The 24,060-nt window shown below is 68.1% G+C and carries 23 protein-coding genes; 11 read left to right on the top strand and 12 right to left on the bottom strand.

Going from position 1 to position 24,060, the window contains the following annotated elements; genetic code table 11:
- Positions 1–98 precede the first annotated feature (98 nt).
- On the top strand, positions 99–617 hold the full coding sequence (locus tag ACSG06_RS04155; RefSeq protein WP_440989004.1) for a gamma carbonic anhydrase family protein: 519 nt from the start codon (positions 99–101) through the stop codon (positions 615–617).
- A gap of 39 nt (positions 618–656) precedes the next feature.
- Here the strand turns inward: ACSG06_RS04155 and ACSG06_RS04150 are convergent, their stop codons facing one another.
- Positions 657–1,934 (bottom strand): carboxypeptidase regulatory-like domain-containing protein, encoded by a 1,278-nt coding sequence (locus ACSG06_RS04150; protein ID WP_440989003.1) that lies wholly within the window; start codon positions 1,932–1,934, stop codon positions 657–659.
- 217 nt (positions 1,935–2,151) lie between these two features.
- Here ACSG06_RS04150 and ACSG06_RS04145 point away from each other — a divergent pair, with 217 nt between their 5' ends.
- The 4 genes from ACSG06_RS04145 to ACSG06_RS04130 all read left to right on the top strand — a co-directional run bounded on the left by ACSG06_RS04145 (position 2,152) and on the right by ACSG06_RS04130 (position 6,328).
- On the top strand, positions 2,152–3,468 hold the full coding sequence (locus ACSG06_RS04145; protein ID WP_440989002.1) for a phosphoribosylamine--glycine ligase: 1,317 nt from the start codon (positions 2,152–2,154) through the stop codon (positions 3,466–3,468).
- Positions 3,469–3,929: 461 nt separating this feature from the next.
- A complete protein-coding gene (locus tag ACSG06_RS04140; protein ID WP_440989001.1) occupies positions 3,930–5,111 on the top strand; it encodes a 3-dehydroquinate synthase II in 1,182 nt (393 codons plus the stop codon).
- Between the two features lie 175 nt (positions 5,112–5,286).
- A complete protein-coding gene (locus tag ACSG06_RS04135; protein ID WP_440989000.1) occupies positions 5,287–5,991 on the top strand; it encodes a hypothetical protein in 705 nt (234 codons plus the stop codon).
- Positions 5,984–6,328: a DUF7347 domain-containing protein gene (locus ACSG06_RS04130; protein ID WP_440988999.1), complete on the top strand. Its 345-nt coding sequence runs from the start codon at positions 5,984–5,986 to the stop codon at positions 6,326–6,328. Before ACSG06_RS04135 ends, ACSG06_RS04130 begins: the two co-directional genes overlap by 8 nt.
- Here the strand turns inward: ACSG06_RS04130 and ACSG06_RS04125 are convergent, their stop codons facing one another.
- From ACSG06_RS04125 to ACSG06_RS04115, 3 genes are all read right to left on the bottom strand, one after another.
- The gene (locus ACSG06_RS04125) at positions 6,329–7,843 is read right to left on the bottom strand and encodes a DUF7289 family protein (protein ID WP_440988998.1); all 1,515 of its coding nucleotides are present in this window, start codon (positions 7,841–7,843) and stop codon (positions 6,329–6,331) included.
- A gap of 221 nt (positions 7,844–8,064) precedes the next feature.
- Positions 8,065–8,439, bottom strand: coding sequence for a DUF7575 domain-containing protein (locus tag ACSG06_RS04120; protein ID WP_440988997.1), 375 nt, complete (start codon positions 8,437–8,439; stop codon positions 8,065–8,067).
- Between the two features lie 120 nt (positions 8,440–8,559).
- The gene (locus tag ACSG06_RS04115) at positions 8,560–9,237 is read right to left on the bottom strand and encodes a type I 3-dehydroquinate dehydratase (RefSeq protein WP_440988996.1); all 678 of its coding nucleotides are present in this window, start codon (positions 9,235–9,237) and stop codon (positions 8,560–8,562) included.
- A gap of 90 nt (positions 9,238–9,327) precedes the next feature.
- Between ACSG06_RS04115 and ACSG06_RS04110 the strand changes: the two genes are divergently transcribed.
- Complete coding sequence (locus ACSG06_RS04110; protein WP_440988995.1) at positions 9,328–9,831, top strand: GNAT family N-acetyltransferase; 504 nt, start codon at positions 9,328–9,330, stop codon at positions 9,829–9,831.
- 1 nt (position 9,832) lies between these two features.
- On the opposite strand, the gene ACSG06_RS04105 is transcribed toward ACSG06_RS04110, so the two are convergent.
- Positions 9,833–10,795, bottom strand: coding sequence for a transcription initiation factor IIB (locus tag ACSG06_RS04105; protein WP_440988994.1), 963 nt, complete (start codon positions 10,793–10,795; stop codon positions 9,833–9,835).
- Positions 10,796–11,027: 232 nt separating this feature from the next.
- On the opposite strand from ACSG06_RS04105, the gene yjjX reads away from it, so the two are divergent.
- Complete coding sequence (yjjX, locus tag ACSG06_RS04100; protein WP_440988993.1) at positions 11,028–11,546, top strand: inosine/xanthosine triphosphatase; 519 nt, start codon at positions 11,028–11,030, stop codon at positions 11,544–11,546.
- A 15-nt stretch (positions 11,547–11,561) separates the two neighbouring features.
- Here yjjX and ACSG06_RS04095 read toward each other — a convergent pair whose 3' ends face one another.
- Complete coding sequence (locus tag ACSG06_RS04095; RefSeq protein ID WP_440988992.1) at positions 11,562–13,397, bottom strand: flippase-like domain-containing protein; 1,836 nt, start codon at positions 13,395–13,397, stop codon at positions 11,562–11,564.
- Between the two features lie 190 nt (positions 13,398–13,587).
- Between ACSG06_RS04095 and ACSG06_RS04090 the strand changes: the two genes are divergently transcribed.
- Both ACSG06_RS04090 and ACSG06_RS04085 read left to right on the top strand, forming a co-directional pair.
- Complete coding sequence (locus tag ACSG06_RS04090) at positions 13,588–13,827, top strand: DUF7123 family protein (RefSeq protein ID WP_440988991.1); 240 nt, start codon at positions 13,588–13,590, stop codon at positions 13,825–13,827.
- A gap of 167 nt (positions 13,828–13,994) precedes the next feature.
- The gene (locus ACSG06_RS04085; RefSeq protein WP_440988990.1) at positions 13,995–14,480 is read left to right on the top strand and encodes an HTH domain-containing protein; all 486 of its coding nucleotides are present in this window, start codon (positions 13,995–13,997) and stop codon (positions 14,478–14,480) included.
- 2 nt (positions 14,481–14,482) lie between these two features.
- Here the strand turns inward: ACSG06_RS04085 and ACSG06_RS04080 are convergent, their stop codons facing one another.
- The 5 genes from ACSG06_RS04080 to pyk all read right to left on the bottom strand — a co-directional run bounded on the left by ACSG06_RS04080 (position 14,483) and on the right by pyk (position 19,187).
- Positions 14,483–15,100 carry a winged helix-turn-helix transcriptional regulator gene (locus tag ACSG06_RS04080; RefSeq protein ID WP_440988989.1) on the bottom strand — a complete coding sequence of 206 codons (618 nt, stop codon included), beginning with the start codon at positions 15,098–15,100 and terminating at the stop codon, positions 14,483–14,485.
- Between the two features lie 61 nt (positions 15,101–15,161).
- Positions 15,162–16,331 carry an SPFH domain-containing protein gene (locus ACSG06_RS04075; protein WP_440988988.1) on the bottom strand — a complete coding sequence of 390 codons (1,170 nt, stop codon included), beginning with the start codon at positions 16,329–16,331 and terminating at the stop codon, positions 15,162–15,164.
- 96 nt (positions 16,332–16,427) lie between these two features.
- Positions 16,428–17,000, bottom strand: a complete 573-nt coding sequence (locus tag ACSG06_RS04070; protein WP_440988987.1) for an NfeD family protein — start codon at positions 16,998–17,000, stop codon at positions 16,428–16,430.
- Between the two features lie 54 nt (positions 17,001–17,054).
- The gene (locus tag ACSG06_RS04065) at positions 17,055–17,393 is read right to left on the bottom strand and encodes a DUF7312 domain-containing protein (RefSeq protein WP_440988986.1); all 339 of its coding nucleotides are present in this window, start codon (positions 17,391–17,393) and stop codon (positions 17,055–17,057) included.
- A 24-nt stretch (positions 17,394–17,417) separates the two neighbouring features.
- Positions 17,418–19,187, bottom strand: a complete 1,770-nt coding sequence (gene pyk, locus ACSG06_RS04060; RefSeq protein WP_440988985.1) for a pyruvate kinase — start codon at positions 19,185–19,187, stop codon at positions 17,418–17,420.
- A 138-nt stretch (positions 19,188–19,325) separates the two neighbouring features.
- Here pyk and ACSG06_RS04055 point away from each other — a divergent pair, with 138 nt between their 5' ends.
- Both ACSG06_RS04055 and ACSG06_RS04050 read left to right on the top strand, forming a co-directional pair.
- Positions 19,326–19,613 carry a GYD domain-containing protein gene (locus ACSG06_RS04055; protein WP_440988984.1) on the top strand — a complete coding sequence of 96 codons (288 nt, stop codon included), beginning with the start codon at positions 19,326–19,328 and terminating at the stop codon, positions 19,611–19,613.
- 109 nt (positions 19,614–19,722) lie between these two features.
- The gene (locus tag ACSG06_RS04050; protein ID WP_440988983.1) at positions 19,723–21,525 is read left to right on the top strand and encodes a PAS domain S-box protein; all 1,803 of its coding nucleotides are present in this window, start codon (positions 19,723–19,725) and stop codon (positions 21,523–21,525) included.
- A gap of 18 nt (positions 21,526–21,543) precedes the next feature.
- On the opposite strand, the gene metG is transcribed toward ACSG06_RS04050, so the two are convergent.
- Complete coding sequence (metG, locus tag ACSG06_RS04045) at positions 21,544–23,640, bottom strand: methionine--tRNA ligase (RefSeq protein WP_440988982.1); 2,097 nt, start codon at positions 23,638–23,640, stop codon at positions 21,544–21,546.
- Between the last annotated feature and the right edge of the window lie 420 nt (positions 23,641–24,060).

The following is a 24,060-nucleotide window of genomic DNA, read 5'->3' as shown; positions in this document are numbered from 1 at the left end:
CGTTTGAGTGCCACATACTGCCCGATTTCGACAGAATCGGTATGCGCGAACGACCTCGACACGAACCGTTTTAGTTCTGTGTCACGTTACCGAACGACATGGTAGATCGTCGGAACTACGCGTTCGAGTCGACGACGCCGACCGTTCACGAAGACGCGTTCGTCGCCCGCGATGCGACGCTCGTCGGCGACGTCCGCGTCGAGCCCGATGCGAGCGTCTGGCCGGGTGTCGTCCTCCGTGGCGACGTGGGTACCGTCCGCGTGGGCGCGGAGTCACACGTCGGCGACACCGCCGTCTTCCACGCCAGCCAGGTCGGCGAACGCGTGATGGTGGGCCACGGCGCGGTGCTGAACGACGCCACCGTCGAGACCGGGTCGCTGGTGGGTATCAACGCGACGCTCAACTCGGGCGCGACCGTCGGCGAGCGGAGCGTCGTCGCGGCCGGCACCGTCCTCCCCGACGGGTTCGCGGTCCCAGCGGAGTCGTTCGCGCGCGGCGTGCCCGCCACGGTCGTGCCGCTGTCGGAGACGAGCGTCGACCCGGAGGAGATCGCGACCGCCTACTCGTCGGGGGCCTACACCGACCTCGCGTCGCGGCACGAGGAACTCTTCGAGTAGAGATGGCAGCAGAAACCGCGGGGGGAGCCCGGTCCGATTTCAGCCCCTGATCCGTGCGAGCAGTGCGGCGATGACCAGTGCCACGAGTGCGACGGCCACGCCGAAGCCGGGCGTCCCGCCGTCGTCGGTCTCCTCGGTGGTCCCCGGTGCCTGCGTGGTCTCGGTCATCGTGGACGTCGCGGTCGCGTTCGGCGCCGTGGTCGTCGGCGCGTCGGTCCGCGGCTCGAACGCCTCGATGACGACCCCTGGCGACTCGACCGAGCCGTTGACCGCGGTGAGTTCGACCTCGCCGGTCTGCTCGACGGTGAGCGTCGCGGTCCCGCTCTCGTCGGTCGTCGCGACCGTCTCACCGTCGATGCGTACCTCGGCACCGACCGCGGGCTCGTCGTACTCGTCGGTGACGTCGACACGGACGCTCTGCCCGACCACGACCTGCGTGTTCATCGGCTCGACCGTCAGCCGGGGCGTCCGCTGGATCTCGAACGTCTGACTCCGGTCGCGCTCGCCGATACGGAAGGAGCTGCTGACGGACTCGTAGCCCTCCTTGGTGACGGTCACGGTGTACCGGGTGTTCACGTCCAGGCTGACGCTGCGGCTCCCGCTGGCGTCGGTCTCGAACGTGCCGATGGTCCCGGTCGCGTCCTCGATCTCGATGTTCGCACGGACCGGCTCGGCGGGGGAGAAGTGTGAGTCGACGACGCTGAAGTCGGCCGTGACACTGCCCTGCTCGACCTCGACGGAGACGTCGGTGTCGCCCGAGAGCATCACGGTGGTCTGCTCCTCGTAGTAGCCCGGTTTCGTGATCTCGACGGTGTAGTTGCCACGTTCGAGCTCCGGCGTCGTGTACGTCCCGTCGCTGCCCGTCGTCCCGGTGTCGGCGAGCACCGTTCGGCCCTCCTTGCGGAGCTGGACGTCCGCATCGGCGACGGCGTTACCGTTCCCGTCGACCACGGAGATCTGTCCGGTCGAGGCTGGATGCATGGTCACCGTGATCTCGGTGTTGCCCGAGACGTTCTCGACCGTCAGCGGGTTGTTCTTCACGAGCATCGGGTGGTTCGGCATGATCTCGACGGTCGCGCCCTCCGGGACGTCGAACAGCGCCTCGCCGTTGGAGAACGTCTCGCTCGTCTCTTCCTCACCATCGTACGATACGGTCACCTCGGCGTTGCCCAGGGGGTCCCCCTGCGCGTTCACCACGGTCACACGGAGTGTTACGTCGGTGTCGGCCGTACTCGCCGGGGCAGCCATCGAGCTGGCGGCCACCGTCATGGGGGAGACGAGCAGCGCGACACAGACCAGTGCCACTGTCAATCGCATGTTGACCCAGTGTCTAACCCGTACTCACTTAAATTTCTCCGGTATCGGGCCCTGTAATTCCTGTCGAATCCCCGAAACCGACGCATCGACCGGTGGAACGGGTGTCGTATCGACCGGTGGAACGGGTGGTCGCGTCACGGGGCCGTTTTTTCACCGTGGCGCTCGTCGGTCCGCCGTGGGTCCCGAACCGACTCCCGCCCCGGACACTCTCACAGCCATGGACTCGAAACACTTCCTGTTCGTCTCAGCCGACGCCGCACTGATCACCGACCTCGCCTGGCAGGTCCACCGCGAGGGCCACGACGTCAAGTACTACATCGAGGGCGAGCGCGACCGGGAGATCGGCGACGGCTTCGTCCCCAAGACCGACGACTGGCAGGCCGAGGTCGACTGGGCCGACGTCGTCGTCTTCGACGACATCTGGGTCGGCGACGAGGTGGGTACCGGCCAGCTCGCCCAGGAGCTGCGTGCGGCCGGCACCGCCGTCGTCGGCGGCACATCGAACACGGACCGACTCGAGGACGACCGCGGCTACGCGATGGACATCTTCGAGGAACACGGCGTCAACACCATCGAGCACCACGTGTTCCACGACTTCGGCGCGGCCATCCAGCACGTGCAGGAACACCCCGCGCCGTACGTCATCAAACCCCTCGGCGAGGTCCAGAACGTCAAGCGCCTGCTGTACGTCGGCAACGAGGACGACGGCAGCGACGTGGTGGAGGTGCTCCGCGCGTACGAGAAGGCCTGGGGCCACCGGATGAAGGGGTTCCAGCTCCAGCGCAAGGTCGAGGGCGTCGAGATCGCCGTCTGTGGCTTCTTCGACGGGAACTCCTTCGTCGACCAGGTGAACTTCAACTTCGAGCACAAGAAGCTGTTCCCGGGCAACATCGGCCCCTCCACCGGCGAGATGGGCACCGCGATGTTCTGGGGCGGGCGCAACCGGCTGTTCGAGGAGACGCTCGGCAGGCTGGAGGGCTGGCTCGCCGACGAGGGCTACGTCGGCAGCATCGACGTCAACTGCATCGTGAACGCGAACGGCATCTACCCGCTCGAGTTCACGCCCCGTTTCGGCTACCCGACCATCGCGCTGCAGGAGGAGTCCTTCGAGTCCAACACCGGCCAGTTCTTCTACGACCTCGCCCACGGCAACGACCCCGACCTCGACGTCCACAGCGGCTACCAGATCGGCGTCCGCGTCGTCCTCCCGCCGTTCCCGTTCGACGACGAGAAGACGTACGACGAGAACTCACGGAACGCCGCCGTCGTCTTCGAGACCGAGAGCCGCGAGGGTATCCATCTGGAGGACGCCAAGAACGTCGACGGCCAGTGGCGCGTCGCCGGCGACAACGGCATGCCCATCGTCGTCACCGGCACGGGCGAGACGATGGCCGAGGCCCGCGAACAGGCCTACGGTCGCATCGACGACATCGTCATGCCGAACATGTACTACCGCGACGACATCGGCGAACGCTGGATCGACGGCGAGGGGGACCGCCTGCAGGCGTGGGGGTATCTCGGGCCACAGTCGTAGCGCGAACCCAGTAGAGTTTACAATTATTGTAAACTTTCGGCCGCGATAGTGCCGAACCAGCCACCGTGGCGCGCGGCTGGCGAGCGTGCCGAACGAAGTGAGGCCGCTCGCAGACGCTCGTGCGAGGGACGAGGAGCGCAGCGCCAGCGAGCACCGCAGGAGGCTGGGGAGGCCTGAGGTGCGGTGCGGTCGTGGTGGGTGGGACTGAAAGGGGCGAGGCGCTGGAGGAAGGCGGACGCAGCAAGCACCGCAGGCACGAGGAGCGCAGCAAGTCCCCCGACTCCAGCACCTCGGGGCTTTCTGGCTGTCGTCGAAACCAGTCGTTCTCGTCGATGATGGAGTACTCTGGCTGTTCCCGGTCCAGACACTCCGGTCCCCACCAGCAGGAGACGATCTCATTAACACCTGCTGTACTCGTCACGAACGCCACGTTCAAGCCACCACCGGACGACGGTGCGACCATGACACGCGAAGTCTGGCTGAAGGCCGACGACGCCGTCGGCGACTGGGAGGCGCGAAAGCGCCGCATCACCGCCGGCCTGGAGGCCGGCGTGGACTGGGTGCTCGTCGACGACTGGGACGTCGAGCGGGTGCGAGAGCTCGGCGCGGTGAACGTCGCGGCGTTCCGGAGCGGCGGCGACGTGGACGTCATCGACGACGCGGAGGACGAGGACGACGAGAAGGAAGAGCCCGCCGAGCCCGACGCCTACATCGTCGGGAAGGAGGGCGAGGGAGACGGCACGGTCGAGTTCCCGACGGACCTCTCCGGCTCTGCGGACCTCTCGACGCTGCGGCGGGGGAACGCGGACGGGGCGTACGTCCGCATCCTCGGACAGGAGTACGAGCGCTTCGCTGAGGCGGCGGCCGAGAGCGGCGACTACACCGTCGTCGTCGGCGAGGACTGGACCATCATCCCGCTGGAGAACCTCATCGCGCGCATCGGCGACGAGACGAGCCTCGTCGCGGGGGTCTCGAACGCGGAGGACGCCCGGACGGCGTTCGAGACCCTCGAGCTCGGCGCGGACGCGGTGCTGCTCGACAGCGACGACCCGGACGAGATCCGGCGCACGGTGGAGGTGCGAGACGAGTCCGAACGCGAGAAGCTGGACCTCTCGTGGGCGACGGTCCGGACCGTCGAGCAGACGGGGAGCGCGGACCGGGTCTGCGTGGATACGGGCTCGCTGCTCGACCACGACGAGGGGATGCTCGTCGGGTCGATGAGCCGCGGGCTGGTGTTCGTCCACGCCGAGACCGCGGAGTCGCCGTACGTCGCGTCGCGACCGTTCCGCGTGAACGCGGGGGCGGTCCACGCCTACGTCCGGACGCCCGGCGGCGGGACGAAGTACCTGAGCGAGGTCGGCTCGGGCGACGAGGTGCAGGTCGTCGACACCGAGGGCCACACGCGCGAGGCCATCGTCGGGCGGGCGAAGATCGAGCAGCGCCCGATGTTCCGGGTCGAGCTGGAGCGCGACGGCGACCGGTTCGAGACGCTGCTGCAGAACGCCGAGACCATCAAGGTCCACACGCGCGACGGCCGGAAGGCCATCACCGACGTCGAGGAGGGCGACGAACTGCTCGTCTACTACGAGGACACCGCGCGGCACTTCGGCGAGGCCATCGAGGAGAGCATCGTCGAGAAGTAGCTGGCAGACGGCCGTGTCTTTCTCTCCACGCCTGCCTGCCGAGCGACAGCCCCGTCGCTCGCGAGCCGGGGCGGACCGACCGTTCCGCGCTGGCCGTCGTGAACTCACTTCGATGTGAGTCCAGTGTGAGTTTTTGGCGAAAGGTTTATCATCTTGCTTATCTAGAACTCACATCATGGCACGAGAGGTGCGGATCACGGTCGACGACGACGAGGTGTTCGAGCGGATGAAGCGGCGCAAGCAGGAGCTGGACCTCTCCTGGGAGGAGGTGCTCCACCGCGGGCTCCGACCCCCGGAGACGCCGCCGGAGCCCGACCCCGAGCCGGTCTGGACCGAGGGCGGCTGGTCCTCGGGCCCCGAGAACGCACCGGGGCCACAGCATCCCTCCGGCCCGGGTCGGCAGGACGAACCCCTCGGCGACGTGGTCGACGAGTTCCGCCGCCAGGTGAAAGACCAGGTGGCCAACTCGCTCCGCGTCTCGATGCAGGGGATGCAGGAGGCCAACGAGGAGCTCGAACGCGAGATGGGCGCGCTCGCCGAGGCGGAGGATGCCACGCTGACGTTCACCGGACTCGACGACCCCGCACACACCGTCCCGCTGCGGGTGAACCAGCGCACGAGCCGAGCGGGGCTCGAGGTCGACGTGGTGGCGGTGCGCCAGGGCAAGAGCGTCCAGGGGACCAACCGGTTCGACCGGGCGGCCCGCCAGCAGCTGAACACGTCGCTGGCGCGTGGCGAGCCCGCGACGCTCCGGTTCGAGAACGGCAGCGACGCCGAATCCTACCGCGTCTACCCCGTCCTCTCGTGGGGGAAGGACGACGCGGACCAGCCCACGGTCACCGACGTCGAGATCGACGAGGTCGTCCTCGACGATGAGTGAAACCGCCCCCGGGCTGGCGGCCGCTGTGGCGGTCGAGGCTGCCGACGACGACCTCTCGACCCTCGACCTCAGCGGCGTCTTCGAGCTGCTGAGCAACGAGACGCGCCTCGGCATCGTCCGCGAGCTGGCCGTCGTCAACGCCGACGAGACCACCGAGAACAGGCTCTCCTTCTCGGAGCTGCGGACGCGCGTCGGGACACGCGACTCCGGGCAGTTCAACTACCATCTGGGTCGCCTGCGCGGCAGCCTCGTCGAGAAGAACGGCGTGGGCTACGAGCTCACCGAGCTCGGGCTGGTCGTCGGCGCGACGGTGCTCGACGCGGCCACCACGGCGTGATCAGACCCCGGTGAGCGGCGACGGCGCCGCGAGACTGTCCTCTTCGTCGTCCTCCTCGACGAGTATCTGGTCCTTCTCGATGCGGATCGAGAAGTCGCCGACGCCGTTCCACGACTGCTCGATGGTCACGAGCACGACCGCGTCGTTGTAGTCCGGGTCGCCGGAGCCGTCGGCGTCGTCCGGGTCGGCGTCCTCCTCGGAGAGCTCGTAGAGGAACACGAACTCGTTGGGCGCGAGCTGGAGGGTTCCCGTCCCGTCGATGCGCGAGCCGAGGATCTCGTCGAGACCGCGCTGTTCTGCGCCGGCCGCGCCGAAGTTGGGCACCTGCTCGCCGTCCTGCAGCACGACGAGGTTCGAGCTCTCGCCGGAGGAGTTCAACGAGATGCGCTGGTCGTCGACGTCGGTGCAGCGCCACTGGTCGTAGTCGTCGCCGCCGACGGTGATGTCCTGGCCGGTGTCCTCCGCGTCGCTGTACCAGCTACAGCTCCACGACGTGGCCCGGACCGTGATGGGCGTGCCGGGAGCGACGTCCGTCAGCTGATGTGTCTGGTGCTCGCCCTCGGTCGGGTCGTTCACGTCGTCCTCGGCGGCCTCGCTCGCGACGCCGTCGTCCGGGTCGCCGTCGGGCCACGGGGTGTACTCGTCACTGCCGGCGACGACGCGGAACGTCGTCGGCCCGTACAGCGCCCGGTCGTTGTTCGTGTCGAGGCCCGACAGCTCGGTCCCGAGGAGCTCCACCGTCGCGTTGAACTGCGTGCTCGACGTCACGGAGTCGTTCGAGGCGTTCACCGTGAACGTCGAGTCGATGGGGAGTGCGACCGACGCCGTCCGCGCGCTATCGTCGACGACCGTCGTCGACTCGTTCAGGTTGCTCGCGAAGAACCGACCCCACGCCTCGTAGAACTGGCTCTGGACCGTGATGGTGATGTTGTCCGGCGGGAAGCAGCCGCTGCCGCCCTGGTAGAGCTCCCTGACGATCTCGTCGTCGTCCTTCACGTCGGCCGACCGCATCACGGCCTGCCCGCCGTCGAACTCGCCCGAGATGTTCGTCAGGTCCATGCGCAGCATGCCGTCCTCGTGTTCGATCTCCGGCGGGGACACCATCGAGATACCGCCGTCGCTGTCGAGCCGCCAGATGCCACCGGCCTCGTAGGCGAGCCGGTTGCCCCGCCGGTCGTGGTACTGGACGCTCCCGAGCTGGGTCGTCGCCGAGCAGGTCGCCTGGTCGTTGACCGTGAAGCTGACCGACCCGTTCCGGACCACCCGGTAGACGCCGTCGCGGCTGCCGAGGTCGATTCCCACCGGACCGCCGGCCGTGTCGCCGACCCGTGAGTCGAGTTCGTGCATCCCCATCTGCGCCGAACTCACCGATGCCTCCTCCTGGATACTGTCGACCGCCACCGAACCGGCCAGTAGTATCGCCGCGATGCCCACCGCGACCATCCCGAACAGCAGGACGAGCCCCAACAGCTCCGAGACCCCCCTATTCTGGGTCTCCGAGGGTGTGCTATCCATGTGCCTGAATCTAGCCACAAGATACTCGTACTATGATATCAAGTTAGTCTTTCATTTCTAACAGTAATGACGATGTTTTTGCTGCCCGTACCACGCAGTAACCAGTCGTTATGTCCGGGTAGACGCGTCGAGGCCGCCGGGAAGCAGGAGATAAACGACACCAACCGTAGTGTCGGCCATCCAGAACGTAACAGTGTCATTCGAGTGTCGTGAAACGGGGCTCAGTCCGTGGGGAGTTCGTGGGCACACCACGGACAGAACGAGAGCGACTCGTCCAGCTCACGGCCACAGTTCGGGCAGCTCGCACCGGTGTCGACGTCGTCTGTCGACCGCTCCAGCAGGTACACGTCGAGCATCGCGGCGAACTCGACGGCGCTCAGGGCGACGTTGGCCTCGAACGACGCCGACTCCCAGGCCGCGAGCGCCGACTCGAGAACCGGCCCACTGGTCGGGAGCGGCGGGCCGAGCAGGAGCACCACCCCCACGGCCGTCACCGCGAAACCGAGCCCGCGGCGGTACCGGCTGACGTAGACGTGCCCCAGCCCCGGGAACAGCAGGGAGAGCAGCACCGCGACCAGTCGCCGGATCCGTCCCATACCCTGACGTGTGTCGGCTGCGTGAATACGGTTCGGGTTGTCGCGGTGACGTCCAGACCGGAGTCGGTCGCCCAGTCCCGGCTACGCCCTGTCCCGTGTGGGGATGTCCGTGCGTCGACGCTACCGCGAGGTCAGTTCGTCGACGAGCCGGCGGGTCGTCGCCAGGTCGTACTGCCCCGGAGCAGTCGCGTCGGCGGGGTCGAGCGGTGCGTAGCCGATCCGGGAGCCGTACAGCGGCGCGACGACCCGGGAGTGGCGGCCGGCCTCGCCCATCGCGATGGTCGCGACGGCGTCGCCGTCGACGTCGTACTCGTTCGCGAGCGCGAGCAGCGAGAGCACGTCCTCGCGGTCGGCGGCGGTGACGGCGAGTTTGGCCACGTCGCCGTGTTCGAGTCCGGCGTCGAGCGCGGTCGCCATCGTCTCGGCGTCGCCTGCTCCCTCGAAGTCGTGGGTGGAGACGACGACGGCCACACCCTCTTCGCGGGCGCGGTCGACGACGCGCTGGCCGTCACCGTCCCGCACCGACGCCAGCTCGACGTCGATGGCCTCGACCGCCTCGTCCGTCGCCGCAGTCGCCAGCGCGTCGAGTCGCTCGTCGTCGTCACCTCCCTCGCCGCCCTCCCAGCGCGCGCGGTTCGTCGCCAGCACCGGCAGCTCGCCGTCGTAGCCGTCGAGCGCGTCCAGCGGGTCGCTCGCGAGGTCCATCCGGAACTCGACGGCGTCGGCGTGCTCGCGGGCGGCCGGCTCGGCGGCGAGGTCCGCCGTGCTGGCACAGAGGACGAACGAGTCGAAGTCCATGGGCGGCCTACTGTGCGGACCGGCAAAAACGTGCGCGATGGTGGCAGCGCTACCGGTTCAGTTAGGCTCGTCGCCGTCGTGGAGTCGGTCGTGCACTTCCGTCAGGAGACGCCCGCCGACCGGGCCGCCGTCGAGGCAATCCACCGTACCGCCTTCCCGACCGACGACGAGGCCGACCTCGTCGCCGCGCTCCGCGAGAGCGACGCGTTCGTCCCCGAGCTCTCCATCGTCGCCGAGGACGACGGACGCATCGTGGGCCACGTGCTGTTCACCGAAGTCACCGTGGCCGGCACCGACGCGGCACTCACGCTCGCGCCGGTCGCCGTCCATCCCGACAGACAGGGCGAAGGGACCGGGAGCCGACTGATCCGCCACGGGCTCGATGCGTGTCGGGAGGCGGGGTACGAGCTCGTCGTGCTCCACGGCGACCCGGCGTTCTACGGCCGGTTCGGCTTCGAGCCGGCGACGCCGTACGGCCTCGAACACCCGTTCGACCTGCCCGACGAGGCGTTCCAGGTGCTGTGGCTCGTGGACGACGTGGCGGGGAGAATCGATGGTCGCGTCACCTACGACGCGGCGTTCGGCGAGCTGTAGCTCAGACGAGGCCGAGGTTGTCCTCGGCTTCGAGCAGCTCGTGGTAGCGGTTCCGGATGGTGACCTCGGAGATGTCGGCGACGTCGCTGACGGCGGCCTGCGTCGTCTTCTCGTTCGTGAGCAGCGAGGCGGCGTAGACGGCGGCGGCCGCGAGGCCGACCGGCGACTTGCCGGAGTGAACGCCCTTCTCCTTCGCGTTCTGGAGCAGCGCGCGCGCTCGGTGCTCGGCCTCGTCCGAGAGGTCCAGTCCAGACGCGAACCGCGGGACGTAGCTCTCGGGGTCTGCGGGGCGAACCTCGAGACCGAGCTCGCGGACGACGTAGCGGTACGTGCGCGCGACCTCGTTCTTCTCGACGCGGGACACGTCGCTGATCTCGTCGAGGCTGCGCGGGACGCCGGCCTGGCGCGCGGCGGCGTAGACGGAGCTCGTCGCGACGCCCTCGATGGAGCGGCCCGGCAGGAGGTCCTCGTTCAGGGCGCGACGGTAGATGACGGAGGCGGTCTCGCGGACGTTGTCCGGGAGGCCGAGCGCGCTCGCCATGCGGTCGATCTCGCCGAGGGCCTGCTTGAGGTTGCGCTCCTTCGAGTCGCGGGTGCGGAACCGCTCGTTCCACTTGCGCAGGCGCTGCATCTTCTCGCGCTGGCGCGAGCCCAGGGAGTTGCCGTATGCGTCCTTGTTCCGCCAGTCGATGTTGGTCGAGAGGCCCTTGTCGTGCATCGTGTTCGTCGTCGGCGCGCCGACGCGGGACTTCTCGTTCTTCTCCTGGGCGTCGAACGCGCGCCACTCCGGCCCGCGGTCGACCTGGTCCTCCTCGACGACGAGGCCGCAGTCGCCACAGACTGTCTCGGAGCCCTCACTGACGACGTGGCCGCCGCACTCGGGGCAGCTGAGGCCGCTGTCTTTGGTCTGTTCGTCGGTCTGTTCCTCGTCTCGTGGTCGTGTTCGGGTTCGTGCGTTCGTCATGGGTGCGAAGGCGGGGGCTACCGGCCAGGGTTTCAGCCTGGAGAAACCGGAAGCGCTGGTGCTGTAGACAGGAGTCGTAGTGACTACGTATAAATGTTTTGGAACTCTTTTCGTATCCTCTGGATTCGTGGCCCGAAACGACGATTCGTAGCTAAAAATCATAACATTAATATATAGTCGTTCGGAGCCGCGGAGGACAACACACATCCCGCTCGCACCGCGACATCTGGGTATGCGAGTCGCAGTCGGCAGCGAGAACCCGGTGAAAGTCGCGGCGACAGAGGCGGCCATCGGCGACCTCCCCGGAGCGACCGTCGACGCGGTGGCGGTCGACTCCGGCGTCGCCGAACAGCCGACGGGGCTGGACGAGACCAGGATGGGCGCCCGGAACCGCGCCAGTCGTGCCTACGAGACGGGCGGGTACACCCTCGCCGTCGGCATCGAGGGCGGGGTGGCATCCCTCGGGACCGACGACCTGTACCTCGTGATGTGGGCCGCCGTCACCGACGGCGACGTGGTCGAGCTCGCGGCCGGGCCGAGCGTCCGTCTCCCCGACAGCCTCGGTGCACGCATCCGGTCGGGCGAGGAGCTCGGCCCGGTGATGGACGACGAGTTCGACCGCGACGGCGTCGCCAGGGACGAGGGCGCCATCGGCATCTTCACCGGGGGGACCGTCGACAGGGAGGATGCCCTCCGGTCGGCCGTCGCGGGTGCGCTCGGGCCCTTCGTCACCGCGAGCTACGACGACTAGCCGGTCGACGCGGTTTCAGGACTCGCTCGGGACCGCCTCGGCCTCCCGGGCCTCCGTGCTCTCCTCGACGGCCTCCGTGAGCGAGACGTTCAGCGCGAGCATCGAGCCGAGCCCGCCGATGACGGTGACGACGTTCTTCACCGCGTGGTCGACGATGGCTGCGGTGACGGCGAGCTCGACGGTGACGCCCGGCGCGAGCCCCACGACCAGCGCGGTGAACGCCCCCTCGTACAGGCCGACGCCGCCGGGCGACAGCGGGAGCACCTTCGCGAGGTTGCCGACGCTGACCGCGAAGAAGCCGACCGCGACGAGCGTCGCGACCGGGAGCTCGATGCCGACCGCGAGCATCACGACGATACCCGTGACGACGTCGAGCGTCCAGACGAGCAGGCTCGACCCGCCGACGACCGCAAAGGAGCGCCGCGAGCCTGCCACGGTCTGGACGTCGCCGACGAACCGTTCGACGACGGCGATGACCTCCATCGCGTAGGAGTCGTCGCTGAGGCGGTCGACGACCGGGCGGACGAGGTTCCGGTCCGACCGTGCGGAGACGACGATCGCGAGGACGGCGGCCACCGCAGCCGTGCCCACGAACGCGGCGACGTAGCTCGCGTACCGTGCGGCGGACTGGTAGCGCGGGCCGACCGTCTCGCCGGCGAGCGCGCTGGCGACCGAGCTCGCATCGCCCGTCACGACGAGCGCGAGCATCACCGAGCCCGCGAGCACCGTGATGGTGAGCAGGTCGAAGACGCGCTCGACCGCGAGCGACGCGAACCCGGAGGAGTACGGCACGTCGCGCCGGGCCTTCATCACGTACGCCCGAACGCCGTCGCCCAGCCGGGCCGGGAACACGAGGTTGCCGGTCTGGCTGACGAAGATGGCCCCGGTCAGGAAGCCGACCTTCGAGCGGAAGCCGATCTCCTCGAGGATGTCGCGATAGCGCAGCCCCCGGAGCGGCCACGAGAGGACGTAGACGGCCGCTGCGACGGCGACGAGCGTCAGGTCTGCCGCCTGCAGGTGCGACCAGACCGTGTCCGGTTCGAGGTAGAGGAACGCCATGAGGAAGACGGCGACGAAGGTGAGCAGCGTGCCGGCGACGATGCCGACCCGGCGGTTCACGCGCGGCGAGACCGACAGCTCCCACCACGTCCGCAGTATCTGGCTGCCCATGCCGAACACGTCGCGGACGAGGTCGACCTTCGTGTCGCCCTTGGGCTCCCAGTCGACCGCGAACTCCTTCACCCGGAATCCCCGTCGCTGGGCCTTGACGAGCACCTCGGTGTCCCAGAACCAGTGCTGGTCCTCCACGTCGTCCAGCAGGGCGAACAGGGCCTCGCGGTCGAACGCCTTGAAGCCGCACTGGTGGTCGCGGAGGTCCGACCGGAGGAACAGCCGCGTCAGCCCGTTGTAGACGCGGCTCGGGACGCCCCGCTTGGCGGGACGGTCCGCGACGTTCTCGGCCATCCAGCGCGAGCCGGTAACGACGTCGTACCCGTCGGTGCGGACGCTCTCGACCAGCTCCTCGAGGTGGCGCATGTCCGTCGCGAGGTCGGTGTCGAAGTAGACCAGCGTGTCCCCGTGGCTCGCACGGAACGCGCGTTCGAGCGCGCCGCCGCGGCCCAGTCGTTCGTCGGAGTGGAAGTGTCGCACCCGGTCGTCCTCGGCGGCCATCTCGTCTGCGATCTCGGGTGTCCGGTCCTCGCAGCCGTCCTCGGCGACGATGACCTCGTACGAGTCCGTGGGGAGAAAGGCCGCGAGTGTCGACAGCGTGGTCTCGACGGTCGTCCTGATCGTCGCCTCCTCGTTGTAGGCGGGGAGGACGACGCTGACCGAGACCGACTCCTCGCTCATTGGACGTTCCTCGGCGAGCCGTCGGTAAGAACTTTCTGAACCGTCCCAGGACTGACCCGTTAACCACCCGTACCAACCGGGAGTCGAGCGCGGTTCGTTTCGGGCATCGAACGGGAGAAAATCGCACGACGTGAGTGGATTAACCGGCTGTACCAAACCCCCTAAGGTCGTCGTTCGCCTACGGTGAGGTATGAGCACGAGCACGGCCGCGACGACCGACCTCTCGACCAAGCAGCACCGGATTCTGGAGTACCTCCGCGAGAATGCCCAGACGAAGACCTACTTCAAGTCCAGGCTCATCGGTGAGGACCTCGAGATGACCGCGAAGGAGGTCGGGACGAACATGACCGCCATCCAGCGTGGTGAGTTCGACGTGGCCGTCGAGAAGTGGGGCTACTCCTCCTCGACGACCTGGAAGGTCACGGTCTGACTCGGCTCATACGTACGATCGTCTGTCATCTTTCGTGGCGGGCCCCTGACGGGTCCGCGACACACAACGTTCGACAGCGACGCGGCCCCCCAGTCGCGTCGCGACTCCCCCTGCCGACCGGACACTCTCGAAGATTTTACCGCGAGCACGCAGATTTATAATGAACGATGATGTTATACATTCAGGGAGTCATGGACACCGAATCGCTCACGGTCGACGTCTACGTCAGGGCGCATACGCCGACCATCGGGCCGAGAGAACACGCCATCGAGACAGTCAAGGAACTCGCGGAGCGGGGGACCATCGCGGACTACGAGGTGCACACCTGGCCGAGCGCGGTCGACCTGACCGTGCCCAGCGAGGTGACCGACCAGTACCGGGAGTTCGCGGAGTGGGCGGCGCGCACGGGCGTCACGCTCGAACCCGCCTTCTCGCACCGCGTCGAGGACAACGCCATCACGGGCGACCACAACGAGGTGCTCGTGACGCCACTGGTCTGTACCGTCGTCCGGCGGGGGGGCGACATCGTCGCCGTGCTACCGTGCTGTCGCGGCGAGGCGGACCACGTCACCGTGCTCTCGTACCTGTCGTCACTCGACGAGGACGTCGACCATCTCGAGGAGGGGAAACTGCCGGCCCCGACCGTCGCGTAGGATTAGCCGTCGAACCGCACCAGCGAATCCGCTTCTGTGGCCAACCCGGCCGCGCTCTCGTCGAACGAGTCCGCGTACCTGACGACGAGCATCAGCACCGTCTCGGGGCGTTCCACGCGGTAGCCGTCCTCGCGTGAGAGGAGACCGGCGTCGTCGAGCTCGCCCGCGTACTTGCTGACCGTCGGCCGGGAGACGTCGAGCGCGTCCGCGAGGTGGCTCCCCGTCGCCTCCGGCGTCCGGAGCAGTTCGACGAGCATGCCACGCGGCGTCTCGCGGCGGAGGTAGCCCAGCGCACGCTTCTCGAAGTCGGAGAACCGACCCGCAGGGTAGAGACGCTTGTAGTCGCCGTCGCGGTACACCTCGACGCTCCCGTCGTCGACGAGCCGACGGAGGTGGTGCTGGGTCTCCCCGGTGCCGAGCTGGAGGTCGTCGCGGAGCTTCGAGAAGTGCGCACCGGGGGTGGCGGTGAGGTAGCCCGTGATGGCGTCCCGGACCTCGCTCTCGCCGGTGTCGGTCGAATCGACGTCCGCGAACCGGGCGAACGGACTCGCCGCTCCGACCGCGGCGAAGCGCTTCAGGGTCGACCGTTTCTGCTCGTCGACCGGTCCCGGCTCTCCCATGAACTAACTTTCGGTACTTTCTCCAGCGATAAAACCGCTTCGCTTGTTCGAACCGGGCCGACTACTCCGTCTCGGTCAGCTCTTCGTCCTCGCTCATGTCCTGGGAGACGTCGTAGTCGCCGCCGGTGAACTCGTCGTCGGCCTCGTCGATGACCTCCTCCGAGCTCTTGATCTTGCGCGGGTCCTGCCCCTGCTTGACGGCTTCGGCCTGCTGTTCCATCTTCTCGACGTCCATCTCGGCCTCCTCGTCGATCTGGCCGATGATCTCCTCGATGTCGTCGAGGCCGAGCATCTCGCGGGTGTCGGCGTCGAAGTCCTGACTGTCGAGGTCCTTCTCGCTCTCCTTGATGTCGCTGCCGGTGAGGTGCTTGCCGTAGCGGCCGAGCATCGACGAGAGCTCCTGGGGCAGCACGAACGTCGTGGACTCGCTGGTACCGATGGTCTCCAGCGCCTCCAGCCCCTTGTCGATGACCGCACGCTCGCCCATCGACTCGGCGGACTTCGCACGCAGGACCGTCGAGATGGCGTCACCCTGCGCCTCGAGGATCTGACTCTGCTTCTGCCCCTGTGCGCGGATGATCTCTGACTGCTTGTCACCTTCCGCCTTCTCGACCGCGCTGCGCCGCTCACCCTGCGCCTCGAGGATCATGGCGCGGCGACGGCGCTCGGCGGAGGTCTGCTGCTCCATCGCCTGCTGGACGTCCTTCGAGGGGTTGACCTCGCGGACCTCGACGGACTCGACTCGGACACCCCACTCGTCGGTGGGCTCGTCGAGCTCCTCGCGGATGCGGGCGTTGATCTCCTGACGCTTGTTCAGCGTGTCGTCGAGCTCCATGTCGCCGATGACCGCCCGGAGGGTGGTCTGGGCGAGGTTCTCGACGGCGTTCTTGTAGTCCTCGACCTCGAGGAACGCCTTGCTCGCGTCCATCACACGGATGTAGACGACCGCGTCGGCGACGACCGGCGAGTTGTCGCGGGTGATGGCCTCCTGCGGCGGCACGTCGAGCGTCTGTGTACGCATGTCGAAGCTCACCGTGCTCGAGACGAACGGCGGGACGAAGTGGATGCCCGGTTCGAGCAGACCGCGGTACTGGCCGAGCACCGTGAGCGTCCGCTTCTCCGTCGGCTGGACGATCTTGACCGCCGACGCCAGGGCGACGATTATCAGGATTCCGATAATCGCGAACACGAACCCGAGCGCCGGGAGCGTCTGTAGCGGAGTCGGTTCCATAAATAAACCTCACGACGAGACTGACAAAAGCCTTCCCGTTTGTAACACAACTGATTTGTCTGGAGTCGATATGGTCCGAAGGTGACGACGACGCCGTCAGGCGGGTTCGACGTCCTCGTTCTCGGTGTCGTGATCGGTCGCCGTCTCGCGTTCCCGCCGTTCCCGCTCGCGTCGCAGTTCGCGGTCGATCTCGTCCTCCCGGTCGGTCGGGGCGACCATCAGGACGTTGCCGCCGCCGGGGTCGGTGACGATGACCTCGGTCCCCTCGGCGATCTCGCCGAACTCCGTCCGGGCGCTGTAGTTCGGGTTGAAGCCCCCGCCCTCGACGACGCGGACCTGCCCGTCGGTCGCGGTGACGGTCTCCGTGACCGTCGCCCGCGCGCCGCGCAGGTCGTCGGAGCTACTCGTCTGCCCGGTGCCCTTCCCGCCGTAGAAGTCGAACTCCCGGTACACCCACAGCGTCGCGAGCCCGACGACGAGGACCATCATCGCCATCGCCGGCGCGGTGCCGAGCGGCGAGAACAGCATCCCCACCAGCCCCGCGACGAACAGGGCGACGCCGATGACGATGAAGTGCGCACCCGGTGCGAGCGCCTCCAGTATCATCAGTCCCGTTCCGGCCAGAAACAGCAGGAACGGGAGCAGGTCGACGTCGAGTAGCGGTGCCATGGTCGGAGTTAGGAGCCGCGACCGATTAACATTTCGCAGCCCTGTCGACTGGAGTCAACCCGCGAGCTGGACGATGTAGAACAGCAGTCCGATGGTCCCCAGCACACCGATGGCGACGAACACCGCGTTCTCGACGCTCACGTCGCCCGGTTCGATGACCTCGTCCATGTCGACGTAGCCGACCGAGACGGCCTGGGCGTCGTCGCTCGCGCGCCGCTCGACGTTCGGCGGGTCCCAGTCACCGTCGTCGACCCACTCGAACTCGTCGGCACCGTCGTCGCGACCGGCGCTCACCTCGTCCCCGGGCGCATCGGGGGCGTCCGCTGACGGGCGGGACCGCGACGGCGTCGATGCGTCGTCGTCGGCACCGTCGCGCGGCGGTTCGTCCTCCATGACTGGACGTAGGTGACGCGGCTACTAAACCCCGGTGGGTCGCGCCCCGGTCTCCTCCCGTCGCCGTATCTCGCCCTCGTAGACGACGCCCCGGTCGGCGTCGACGGTGACCGTGGTGCCGTCGGGGACGTCCGCGAGGTTCGCGCCGCTGACCATCGGCACGTCGACCTCCCGTGCGACCATCGCGGGATAGCCCGTCATGCCGGGCCGTGCGTCGACGATGCCGCCGATCCGGGTCACGTCGCCCTCGAACTCGCCCTCGAAGCCGGGGTCGAGCGCGAGGACGGCTCCCTCGGGGACGTCCGTGAGGTCACCGTCGGGCGCGCGGACCACCGGGCCGGTGACGTAGCCGGAGACGACCGACCGGCCCGTCGCGAGCGTCTCGGCGGCGACGTGGACCTTCAGCGTGTTCGTGGTCTGGGTGCCCTCCAGCTCGGTCATCATCCCGGAGAGGACGACCACGGTGTCGCCGCTGTCGGCGACGCCGGAGTCGAGCGCGGCCTGCACGGCGTTCTGGATGACGGCGTCGATGCCGTCGGCGTCGAAGGGCGCGTACTGGGCGGCGACGCCCCACGTCAGCGAGAGCTGGCGGCGCACCCGGTCCGTCGGAGTCGTCGCCACGACGGGGACGCCGGGGCGGTACTTCGCGGTCTTGAGCGCGGTGTAGCCGGACTCTGACGCGGCGACGACCGCGCTCGCACCCACGTCGCGGGCGAGGTAGCGTGCCGACCTGGCGAGTGCGTCGGTGCGCGAGTCGCCGGGTGCCGGGACACGCTGCTCGTTCAGCTCCTCGTACTCCTCGCTGCGTTCGACCTGGCGGACGATGCGGTCCATCGCCTCGACGACCGCGACGGGGTGGGCCCCGACCGCGGTCTCCGCGGAGAGCATCACGGCGTCGGTGCCGTCGAGGACGGCGTTGGCCACGTCCGATGCCTCGGCGCGGGTCGGCCGGCGCTGTTCGACCATCGAGTCGAGCATCTCCGTCGCCGTGATGACCGGCGTCCCCGTCCCGCGGCACTTGCGGATGATGCGTTTCTGTATCATCGGCACGTCCTCCATCGGGCACTCGACGCCGAGGTCGCCGCGGGCGACCATGATACCGTAGGCGGTGTCGATGATCTCCTCGAGGTTGTCGACCGCGCCGGCGCGCTCGATCTTCGCGATGACCGGGAGGTCGGCACCGAGCTCCTCCAGCACCTCCGACACCTCGACCACGTCGCTCGCGCTCCGGACGAAGCTCGCGGCGACGAAGTCGACCTCGTACTCGGCCGCCAGCTCGAGGTCGCGGCGGTCCTTCTCGGTGACCACGTCGAGGTTCAGGTCGACGCCGGGCGTGTTGACGCCCTTGCGTCCGCCCAGTTCGCCCCCGGCGTCGACGTGTGCGACGACGACATCGTCCTCGACGCGCTCGACGGTCGTCTCGATGCGACCGTCGTCGAGCAGGACGCTGTCGCCCGGGTCGACCGCACCGATGTCGTAGGAGAGCCCGATCTCGGTCGGCGTCGCGGTGTCGCCCTCGACGAACCGGACCGTCGAGCCCGTCTCGACGACGATGGGCTCGGAAAGCGGTGCGGTACGGACCTCCGGCCCCTGGAGGTCGACCATCGTCGCCACCGGCTCCGCCGTCTCCTCGTCGACCTGGCGGAGGTGCTCGACGAGCTCCGACCGACTCTCCAGGGTGCCGTGGCTCGAGTTGATCCGTCCGACGGACATCCCCGCCTCGGCGAGCTCCCTGATCGCGCTCACCGACTCGGTCGCCGGGCCGAGCGTGCAGACGATCTTCGCGTTTCTCATGGCCCCCGATACGGCCGACCGGTTCAAAAAGACCCATGATTAACTCGGTTTCGAGTAGTCGCGTCGCCGAGTCGTCGCCCGACGCCACCTATCACCGTCGGCAACAGACTCACATGGCTGCGGCATATCTTCGAGAGCATGGCCCAGTTCATCTCCCTGGTCAGGGTCCGCGACCGCGACGTGAACAACGTGCAGGAGCTCGCCACCATCTGGGGCGAACTGAAGGTCGAGATCGAGGAGTTCGACGCGACGCTGGAGCACACCTACGCCATCCTCGGTGACTACGACTTCGTCGTCATCTTCGACGCGAACGGCCGCAACGAGGCGTTCAAGGTCGCACTGGCGATGGAGCGCCACGGGCTCGACATGCAGACGATGGAGGCCATCCCGACCTCCGACTTCGCCGAACTCGTCACCGACATCTGACCGACTCCGAGTCGCCGACGAGCCCTCCCGATCGTCCACCCGACTGGGCCGTCGCGGTAGCCAGTACCGTTATCACCGCTCGCGAGAGTGACTGTTTGAGAAACGGTACATGGCGGCCGAGAAACGGGTGCTGACGGCAGTTACCGATCCTGCAGTCGTCGAGTCGCTTCGCCGACTCGACGACGACCGCGCCGACGTCTCCCTCGCAGAACCCGCCCCCGACGAGTCGCTCCGTGCGTATCTCGACGCGTCGCGCGAGGCGGTCGACTGTCTGTTGGTCGACGACCGGGAGACGACCGACCTCTGTGCGTTCCTCCGGGACCTCTCGGCCGCGTATCCGGCGCTCCCCGTGGTCTGCTGTCCGAGCGACGGCTCGGAGCGACTGGCCAGCGAGGCCCTCGCCGCCGGCGCGACGGACTACGTCCCGGCCGACGTGGCGGTCGACCGGCCGGCGGCCTTCGCCGACCGCCTCCTCGACGCGGCGGGGGACGACGCGACCTCGCCGACGAGGGAGGCCGTGGAGGACGTCCTCCAGCGCGTCACCGACGCGTTCTACGCGCTCGACACCGACTGGCGTGTCACCTTCTGGAACGCACAGATGGCCGCCCGGACCGGACGCTCGCCGGAGGAGGTCGTCGGCAAGCGACTGCTCGAGGCGTTCCCTGCGGCCGCCGAGACCGAGCTGTACGAGAACTGCGAGCGAGCGATGGAACGGCAGGAGCCGACCGTCTTCGAGACGTACTACGAGCCCGCGGACTACTGGCTGGAGGTCCGCGTCTACCCCGACGACGACGGGCTCTCGGTCTACTCCCGGGAGGTCACCGAACGCAAGGAGCGCGAGCTCGAGCTCGAACGCTACGAGGCGATGGTCGAGACGGTCGGCAACGGCGTCTACACGTTCGACGAGGACTACTACTTCACCGCCGTCAACGAGGCGATGTCGACGCTGACCGGCTACGACCGGGACGAGCTCGTCGGGATGCACGCCTCCGAGATATTCGACGAGACCGACCTCGAACGGGCACGGGCGGCCCGGAAGGAGCTGCTCGACTCGGCACACGACGTGGCGACCGTCGAACGCGACATCCGCCGGGCCGACGGCTCGACGTTCCCCGCCGAGATCCACTTCGGCCTGCTCCCGTTCACCGACGAGTTCCGCGGCACCGCCGGTGTCGTCCGGGACGTGACCGAACGCAAGGCCCGTCAGGAGCGACTGCGCAGACAGAACGAACGACTCGACGAGTTCGCGAGCGTCGTCAGTCACGACCTCCGGAACCCCATCAACGTCGCCAGTGCGAGCCTCGACATCTACCGCGAGAACGGCGATGAGCGCTACCTCGACGACATCGAGACGGCACACGAACGTATGCTCGACATCGTCGAGGACGTGCTCTCGCTCGCCCGTCACGGCCACACCGTCGACGAGGTCCAGCCCGCCCCGCTCTCGGCGGTGGCGTCACGCGCCTGGTCCGTCGTCGACACCGCGGACGCACTGCTCGCGACTCCCGACGACGTCGTGGTCACCGCGGACTCCGGGCGGCTCCAGGAGCTCCTCGAGAACCTGTTCCGGAACGCGCGGGAGCACGCGACCGGCGACGCTCGCGGGACGGCCGACGAGCGGACGGGCGCGGACGTCGCCGACACCGTTGACGACCCCCTGACGGTCCGGGTCGGCGCGTTCGACGACGGGTTCTACGTCGAGGACGACGGGGTCGGCATCCCCGAAGAACGCAGAGAACAGGTGCTCGAGGCATCCTACACGACGAACGAGCGCGGGACCGGGTTCGGGCTCGCCATCGTCGAACAGATCGCCACCGCACACGGCTGGACGGTCGCCGTCACCGAAGGCGAGTCCGGCGGTGCGCGCTTCGAGTTCACCGAGGTCGAGGTCGGCCCCGGGAGCGGCCCGTAGCAGCACTGCGACGCCGGCCTACCGGACCTTCGTGCCCGGCTCGGCGTCGTCGTGGGTCGTCAGCAGGTCGGCCTGCTCGCCCGCCGCGAGCACCATGCCGTTGGACTCGACGCCGAACAGCTCCGCCTTCTCCATGTTCGCCAGCAGGACGACCTTCGTCCCCGGCAGCTCGTCGAGGTCGTGGAGCTGCTTGATGCCGGCGACGACCTGTCGCGTCTCGAAGCCGATGTCGACCTCGAGCTTCGCCAGCTTGTCAGCGCCCTCGACGGGTTCGGCGCTCTCGATGCGCCCGACGCGGATGTCCAGCGCCTCGAAGTCCTCGAAGCCGATACGGTCCTCCAGCAGGGGTTCGAGTTCGTCGCTCACGTCGGATGCCTCGTCGCCAGTGGCCTCCTCGCTTTCGGTTTCGTCGTCGCCGGCGTCGTCGTCCGACGCGGCCTCGGCGACGCGCTCGGCGAGCTTCTCGTTCAGCTCCGCGACGCGCTCGTCCTCGACCTGCTCGAACAGCTCGGCCGGCTCGTCGAACTCGGCGGCGGGCGGTTCGAGCGCGGCCTCGACCGTGGTCTCGTGCACGTCGCTCTCGCCGCCGACCTGTGCCCATGCGGCCTCGGCCTTGCCCGGCGCGACGGGCTCGATGAGGACGGTGACGGCCTTCGCGAGCTGCACGCAGTCGCGGATGACCGGCGCGGCCTCCTCGTCGTCGAGCTTCCAGGGCTCGTTGCGCTGGATGTACTCGTTGCCGAACTGGGCGAGCTTGACCGCGGCGTCGCCGGCCTTGCGGATCTCGTACTCGTTGACAGCCGCGGTGAAGTCGTCGATGGCCGCCTCGATGCGCTCCTCGACCTCCGCGGAGAGCTCGACGTCCGGCGTGCCGCCGAAGTTCCGGTACGCGAACAGCAGGCTCCGGTACAGGAAGTTCCCGACGGTGCCGACGAGCTCGCCGTTGACGCGCTCCTGGAAGCGGTCCCAGGAGAAGTCGAGGTCCTGCTGGAAGCCACCCATCGTCGTCAGGTAGTACCGCAGGAGGTCCGGGTGGAACCCCTCGTCGAGGTACTCCTGCGCCCAGATGGCGCGGTTCCGGGAGGTAGAGAGGCCCTTGCCGTTGATGGTGACGAAGCCGGTCGCACACACGGCGCGGGGCTCGCTGTACTCCGCGACCTCGAGCATCGCCGGCCAGAAGATGGTGTGGTGCTGGATGATGTCCCGGCCGATGACGTGGACGACCTCGCCGCCGGCCTCGCCCGATTCGGTCTCCTTCCAGACCTGCTCCCAGTCGTACTCGTCAGCGCCGACGCGCTCGCTGTACTGCTTCGTCGAGGAGATGTACTCGATGGGCGCGTCCACCCAGACGTACAGCACGAGGTCCTCCTCGCCCGGGTAGTCGATGCCCCAGTCGAGGTCGCGGGTGATACACCAGTCCTCGAGCCCCGACTCGATCCACTCCCGGGGCTGGTTCCGGGCGTTCGAGGTGCCCTCCAGCCGGTCGAGGAAGCCGCTCAGGTACTCCGACAGCTCCGACACCTCGAAGAACCGGTGCGGCCGCTCGCGGTACTCGGCGGGGTTCCCGGTGCGCGTCGAGACCGGGTCCTCGATCTCGCCGGGTTCGAGGTGGCGACCGCAGCCCTCGTCGCACTCGTCGCCGCGGGCGTGCTCGCCGCAGTACGGACACGTCCCCTCGACGTAGCGGTCCGGGAGCGGCTGGTCCTCGATGGGGTCCCAGGCCACCTTGATCTCCTTCTCGTAGACGTAGCCCTTCTCCTCCAGCGTCTCCACGATGGACTGGGTGAGCTCCGTGTTCGTCTCGTCGTGCGTGTGCCCGTAGTTGTCGAACTCGACGTTGAACTGCGGGAACGTCTCCTGGTACTGCTCGTGGTACTCCATCGCGAATTCCTCGGGGGAGACGCCTGCCTCGTCGGCGTTCACCGCGATGGGCGTGCCGTGCATGTCCGAACCGCAGACGAACGCCGTCTGCTGGCCCAGCTTCCGCAGGCTCCTGCTCAGCACGTCTCCTGCGGTGTACGATCTGAGGTGGCCCACGTGCAGGTCGCCGTTCGCGTACGGCAATCCACACGTCACCACCGCTGGCTGTTCCGTCGGGAAGTCGTCGTGGCTCATGTTCTCGTTGACTCTCGTGCGGGCCTAAAACCCGCTGATTCCGGTCTGATTGCGGTGCCCGTCGTCGTCGGGAGTTCGGCGCGGCAGGAAACAGTCGTATGACCGACCCGGTCCGCCGTCGTCCATCCCCACGCACGGCTCACGCGAGGCGCATACGGCGGTTCGTCGGGACGCGATGGGTCGGCTGCGTCACTGAGTACCGGTTGCTGGGGAGTCTCTAAAAACGCTTCGCTGCTGGATATCGGAGTGTTTCGAGCGGCAGCTGGTCCCGACAACAGCCAGCTCCCCCCGAGCTTCTCGGCTCCGGCAGCGGGTCCCCCGACGCCAGCGACTCGGGACTTTCTGTCTGTTCGGGGTCCGAGAGACACTCACGACTGGCGGGGGTTTCTCGCCGTTGCTGGCGCCGGCTACCTCCATCAC

Source organism: Haloarchaeobius baliensis, from assembly GCF_052060055.1.
Taxonomy (GTDB): Archaea; Halobacteriota; Halobacteria; order Halobacteriales; family Natrialbaceae; genus Haloarchaeobius; species Haloarchaeobius baliensis.
Note: the sequence above shows the minus strand (reverse complement) of the source record. Positions and strands in the feature narration are given on the sequence as shown.

Bases quoted from the DNA above. Each gene is read 5' to 3' on its own strand.
- ACSG06_RS04155 (WP_440989004.1), top strand. From the start codon at position 99: ATGGTAGATCGTCGGAACTACGCGTTCGAGTCGACGACGCCGACCGTT.
- ACSG06_RS04150 (WP_440989003.1), bottom strand. From the start codon at position 1,934: ATGCGATTGACAGTGGCACTGGTCTGTGTCGCGCTGCTCGTCTCCCCC.
- ACSG06_RS04145 (WP_440989002.1), top strand. From the start codon at position 2,152: ATGGACTCGAAACACTTCCTGTTCGTCTCAGCCGACGCCGCACTGATC.
- ACSG06_RS04140 (WP_440989001.1), top strand. From the start codon at position 3,930: ATGACACGCGAAGTCTGGCTGAAGGCCGACGACGCCGTCGGCGACTGG.
- ACSG06_RS04135 (WP_440989000.1), top strand. From the start codon at position 5,287: ATGGCACGAGAGGTGCGGATCACGGTCGACGACGACGAGGTGTTCGAG.
- ACSG06_RS04130 (WP_440988999.1), top strand. From the start codon at position 5,984: ATGAGTGAAACCGCCCCCGGGCTGGCGGCCGCTGTGGCGGTCGAGGCT.
- ACSG06_RS04125 (WP_440988998.1), bottom strand. From the start codon at position 7,843: ATGGATAGCACACCCTCGGAGACCCAGAATAGGGGGGTCTCGGAGCTG.
- ACSG06_RS04120 (WP_440988997.1), bottom strand. From the start codon at position 8,439: ATGGGACGGATCCGGCGACTGGTCGCGGTGCTGCTCTCCCTGCTGTTC.
- ACSG06_RS04115 (WP_440988996.1), bottom strand. From the start codon at position 9,237: ATGGACTTCGACTCGTTCGTCCTCTGTGCCAGCACGGCGGACCTCGCC.
- ACSG06_RS04105 (WP_440988994.1), bottom strand. From the start codon at position 10,795: ATGACGAACGCACGAACCCGAACACGACCACGAGACGAGGAACAGACC.
- yjjX (WP_440988993.1), top strand. From the start codon at position 11,028: ATGCGAGTCGCAGTCGGCAGCGAGAACCCGGTGAAAGTCGCGGCGACA.
- ACSG06_RS04095 (WP_440988992.1), bottom strand. From the start codon at position 13,397: ATGAGCGAGGAGTCGGTCTCGGTCAGCGTCGTCCTCCCCGCCTACAAC.
- ACSG06_RS04090 (WP_440988991.1), top strand. From the start codon at position 13,588: ATGAGCACGAGCACGGCCGCGACGACCGACCTCTCGACCAAGCAGCAC.
- ACSG06_RS04085 (WP_440988990.1), top strand. From the start codon at position 13,995: ATGATGTTATACATTCAGGGAGTCATGGACACCGAATCGCTCACGGTC.
- ACSG06_RS04080 (WP_440988989.1), bottom strand. From the start codon at position 15,100: ATGGGAGAGCCGGGACCGGTCGACGAGCAGAAACGGTCGACCCTGAAG.
- ACSG06_RS04075 (WP_440988988.1), bottom strand. From the start codon at position 16,331: ATGGAACCGACTCCGCTACAGACGCTCCCGGCGCTCGGGTTCGTGTTC.
- ACSG06_RS04070 (WP_440988987.1), bottom strand. From the start codon at position 17,000: ATGGCACCGCTACTCGACGTCGACCTGCTCCCGTTCCTGCTGTTTCTG.
- ACSG06_RS04065 (WP_440988986.1), bottom strand. From the start codon at position 17,393: ATGGAGGACGAACCGCCGCGCGACGGTGCCGACGACGACGCATCGACG.
- pyk (WP_440988985.1), bottom strand. From the start codon at position 19,187: ATGAGAAACGCGAAGATCGTCTGCACGCTCGGCCCGGCGACCGAGTCG.
- ACSG06_RS04055 (WP_440988984.1), top strand. From the start codon at position 19,326: ATGGCCCAGTTCATCTCCCTGGTCAGGGTCCGCGACCGCGACGTGAAC.
- ACSG06_RS04050 (WP_440988983.1), top strand. From the start codon at position 19,723: ATGGCGGCCGAGAAACGGGTGCTGACGGCAGTTACCGATCCTGCAGTC.
- metG (WP_440988982.1), bottom strand. From the start codon at position 23,640: ATGAGCCACGACGACTTCCCGACGGAACAGCCAGCGGTGGTGACGTGT.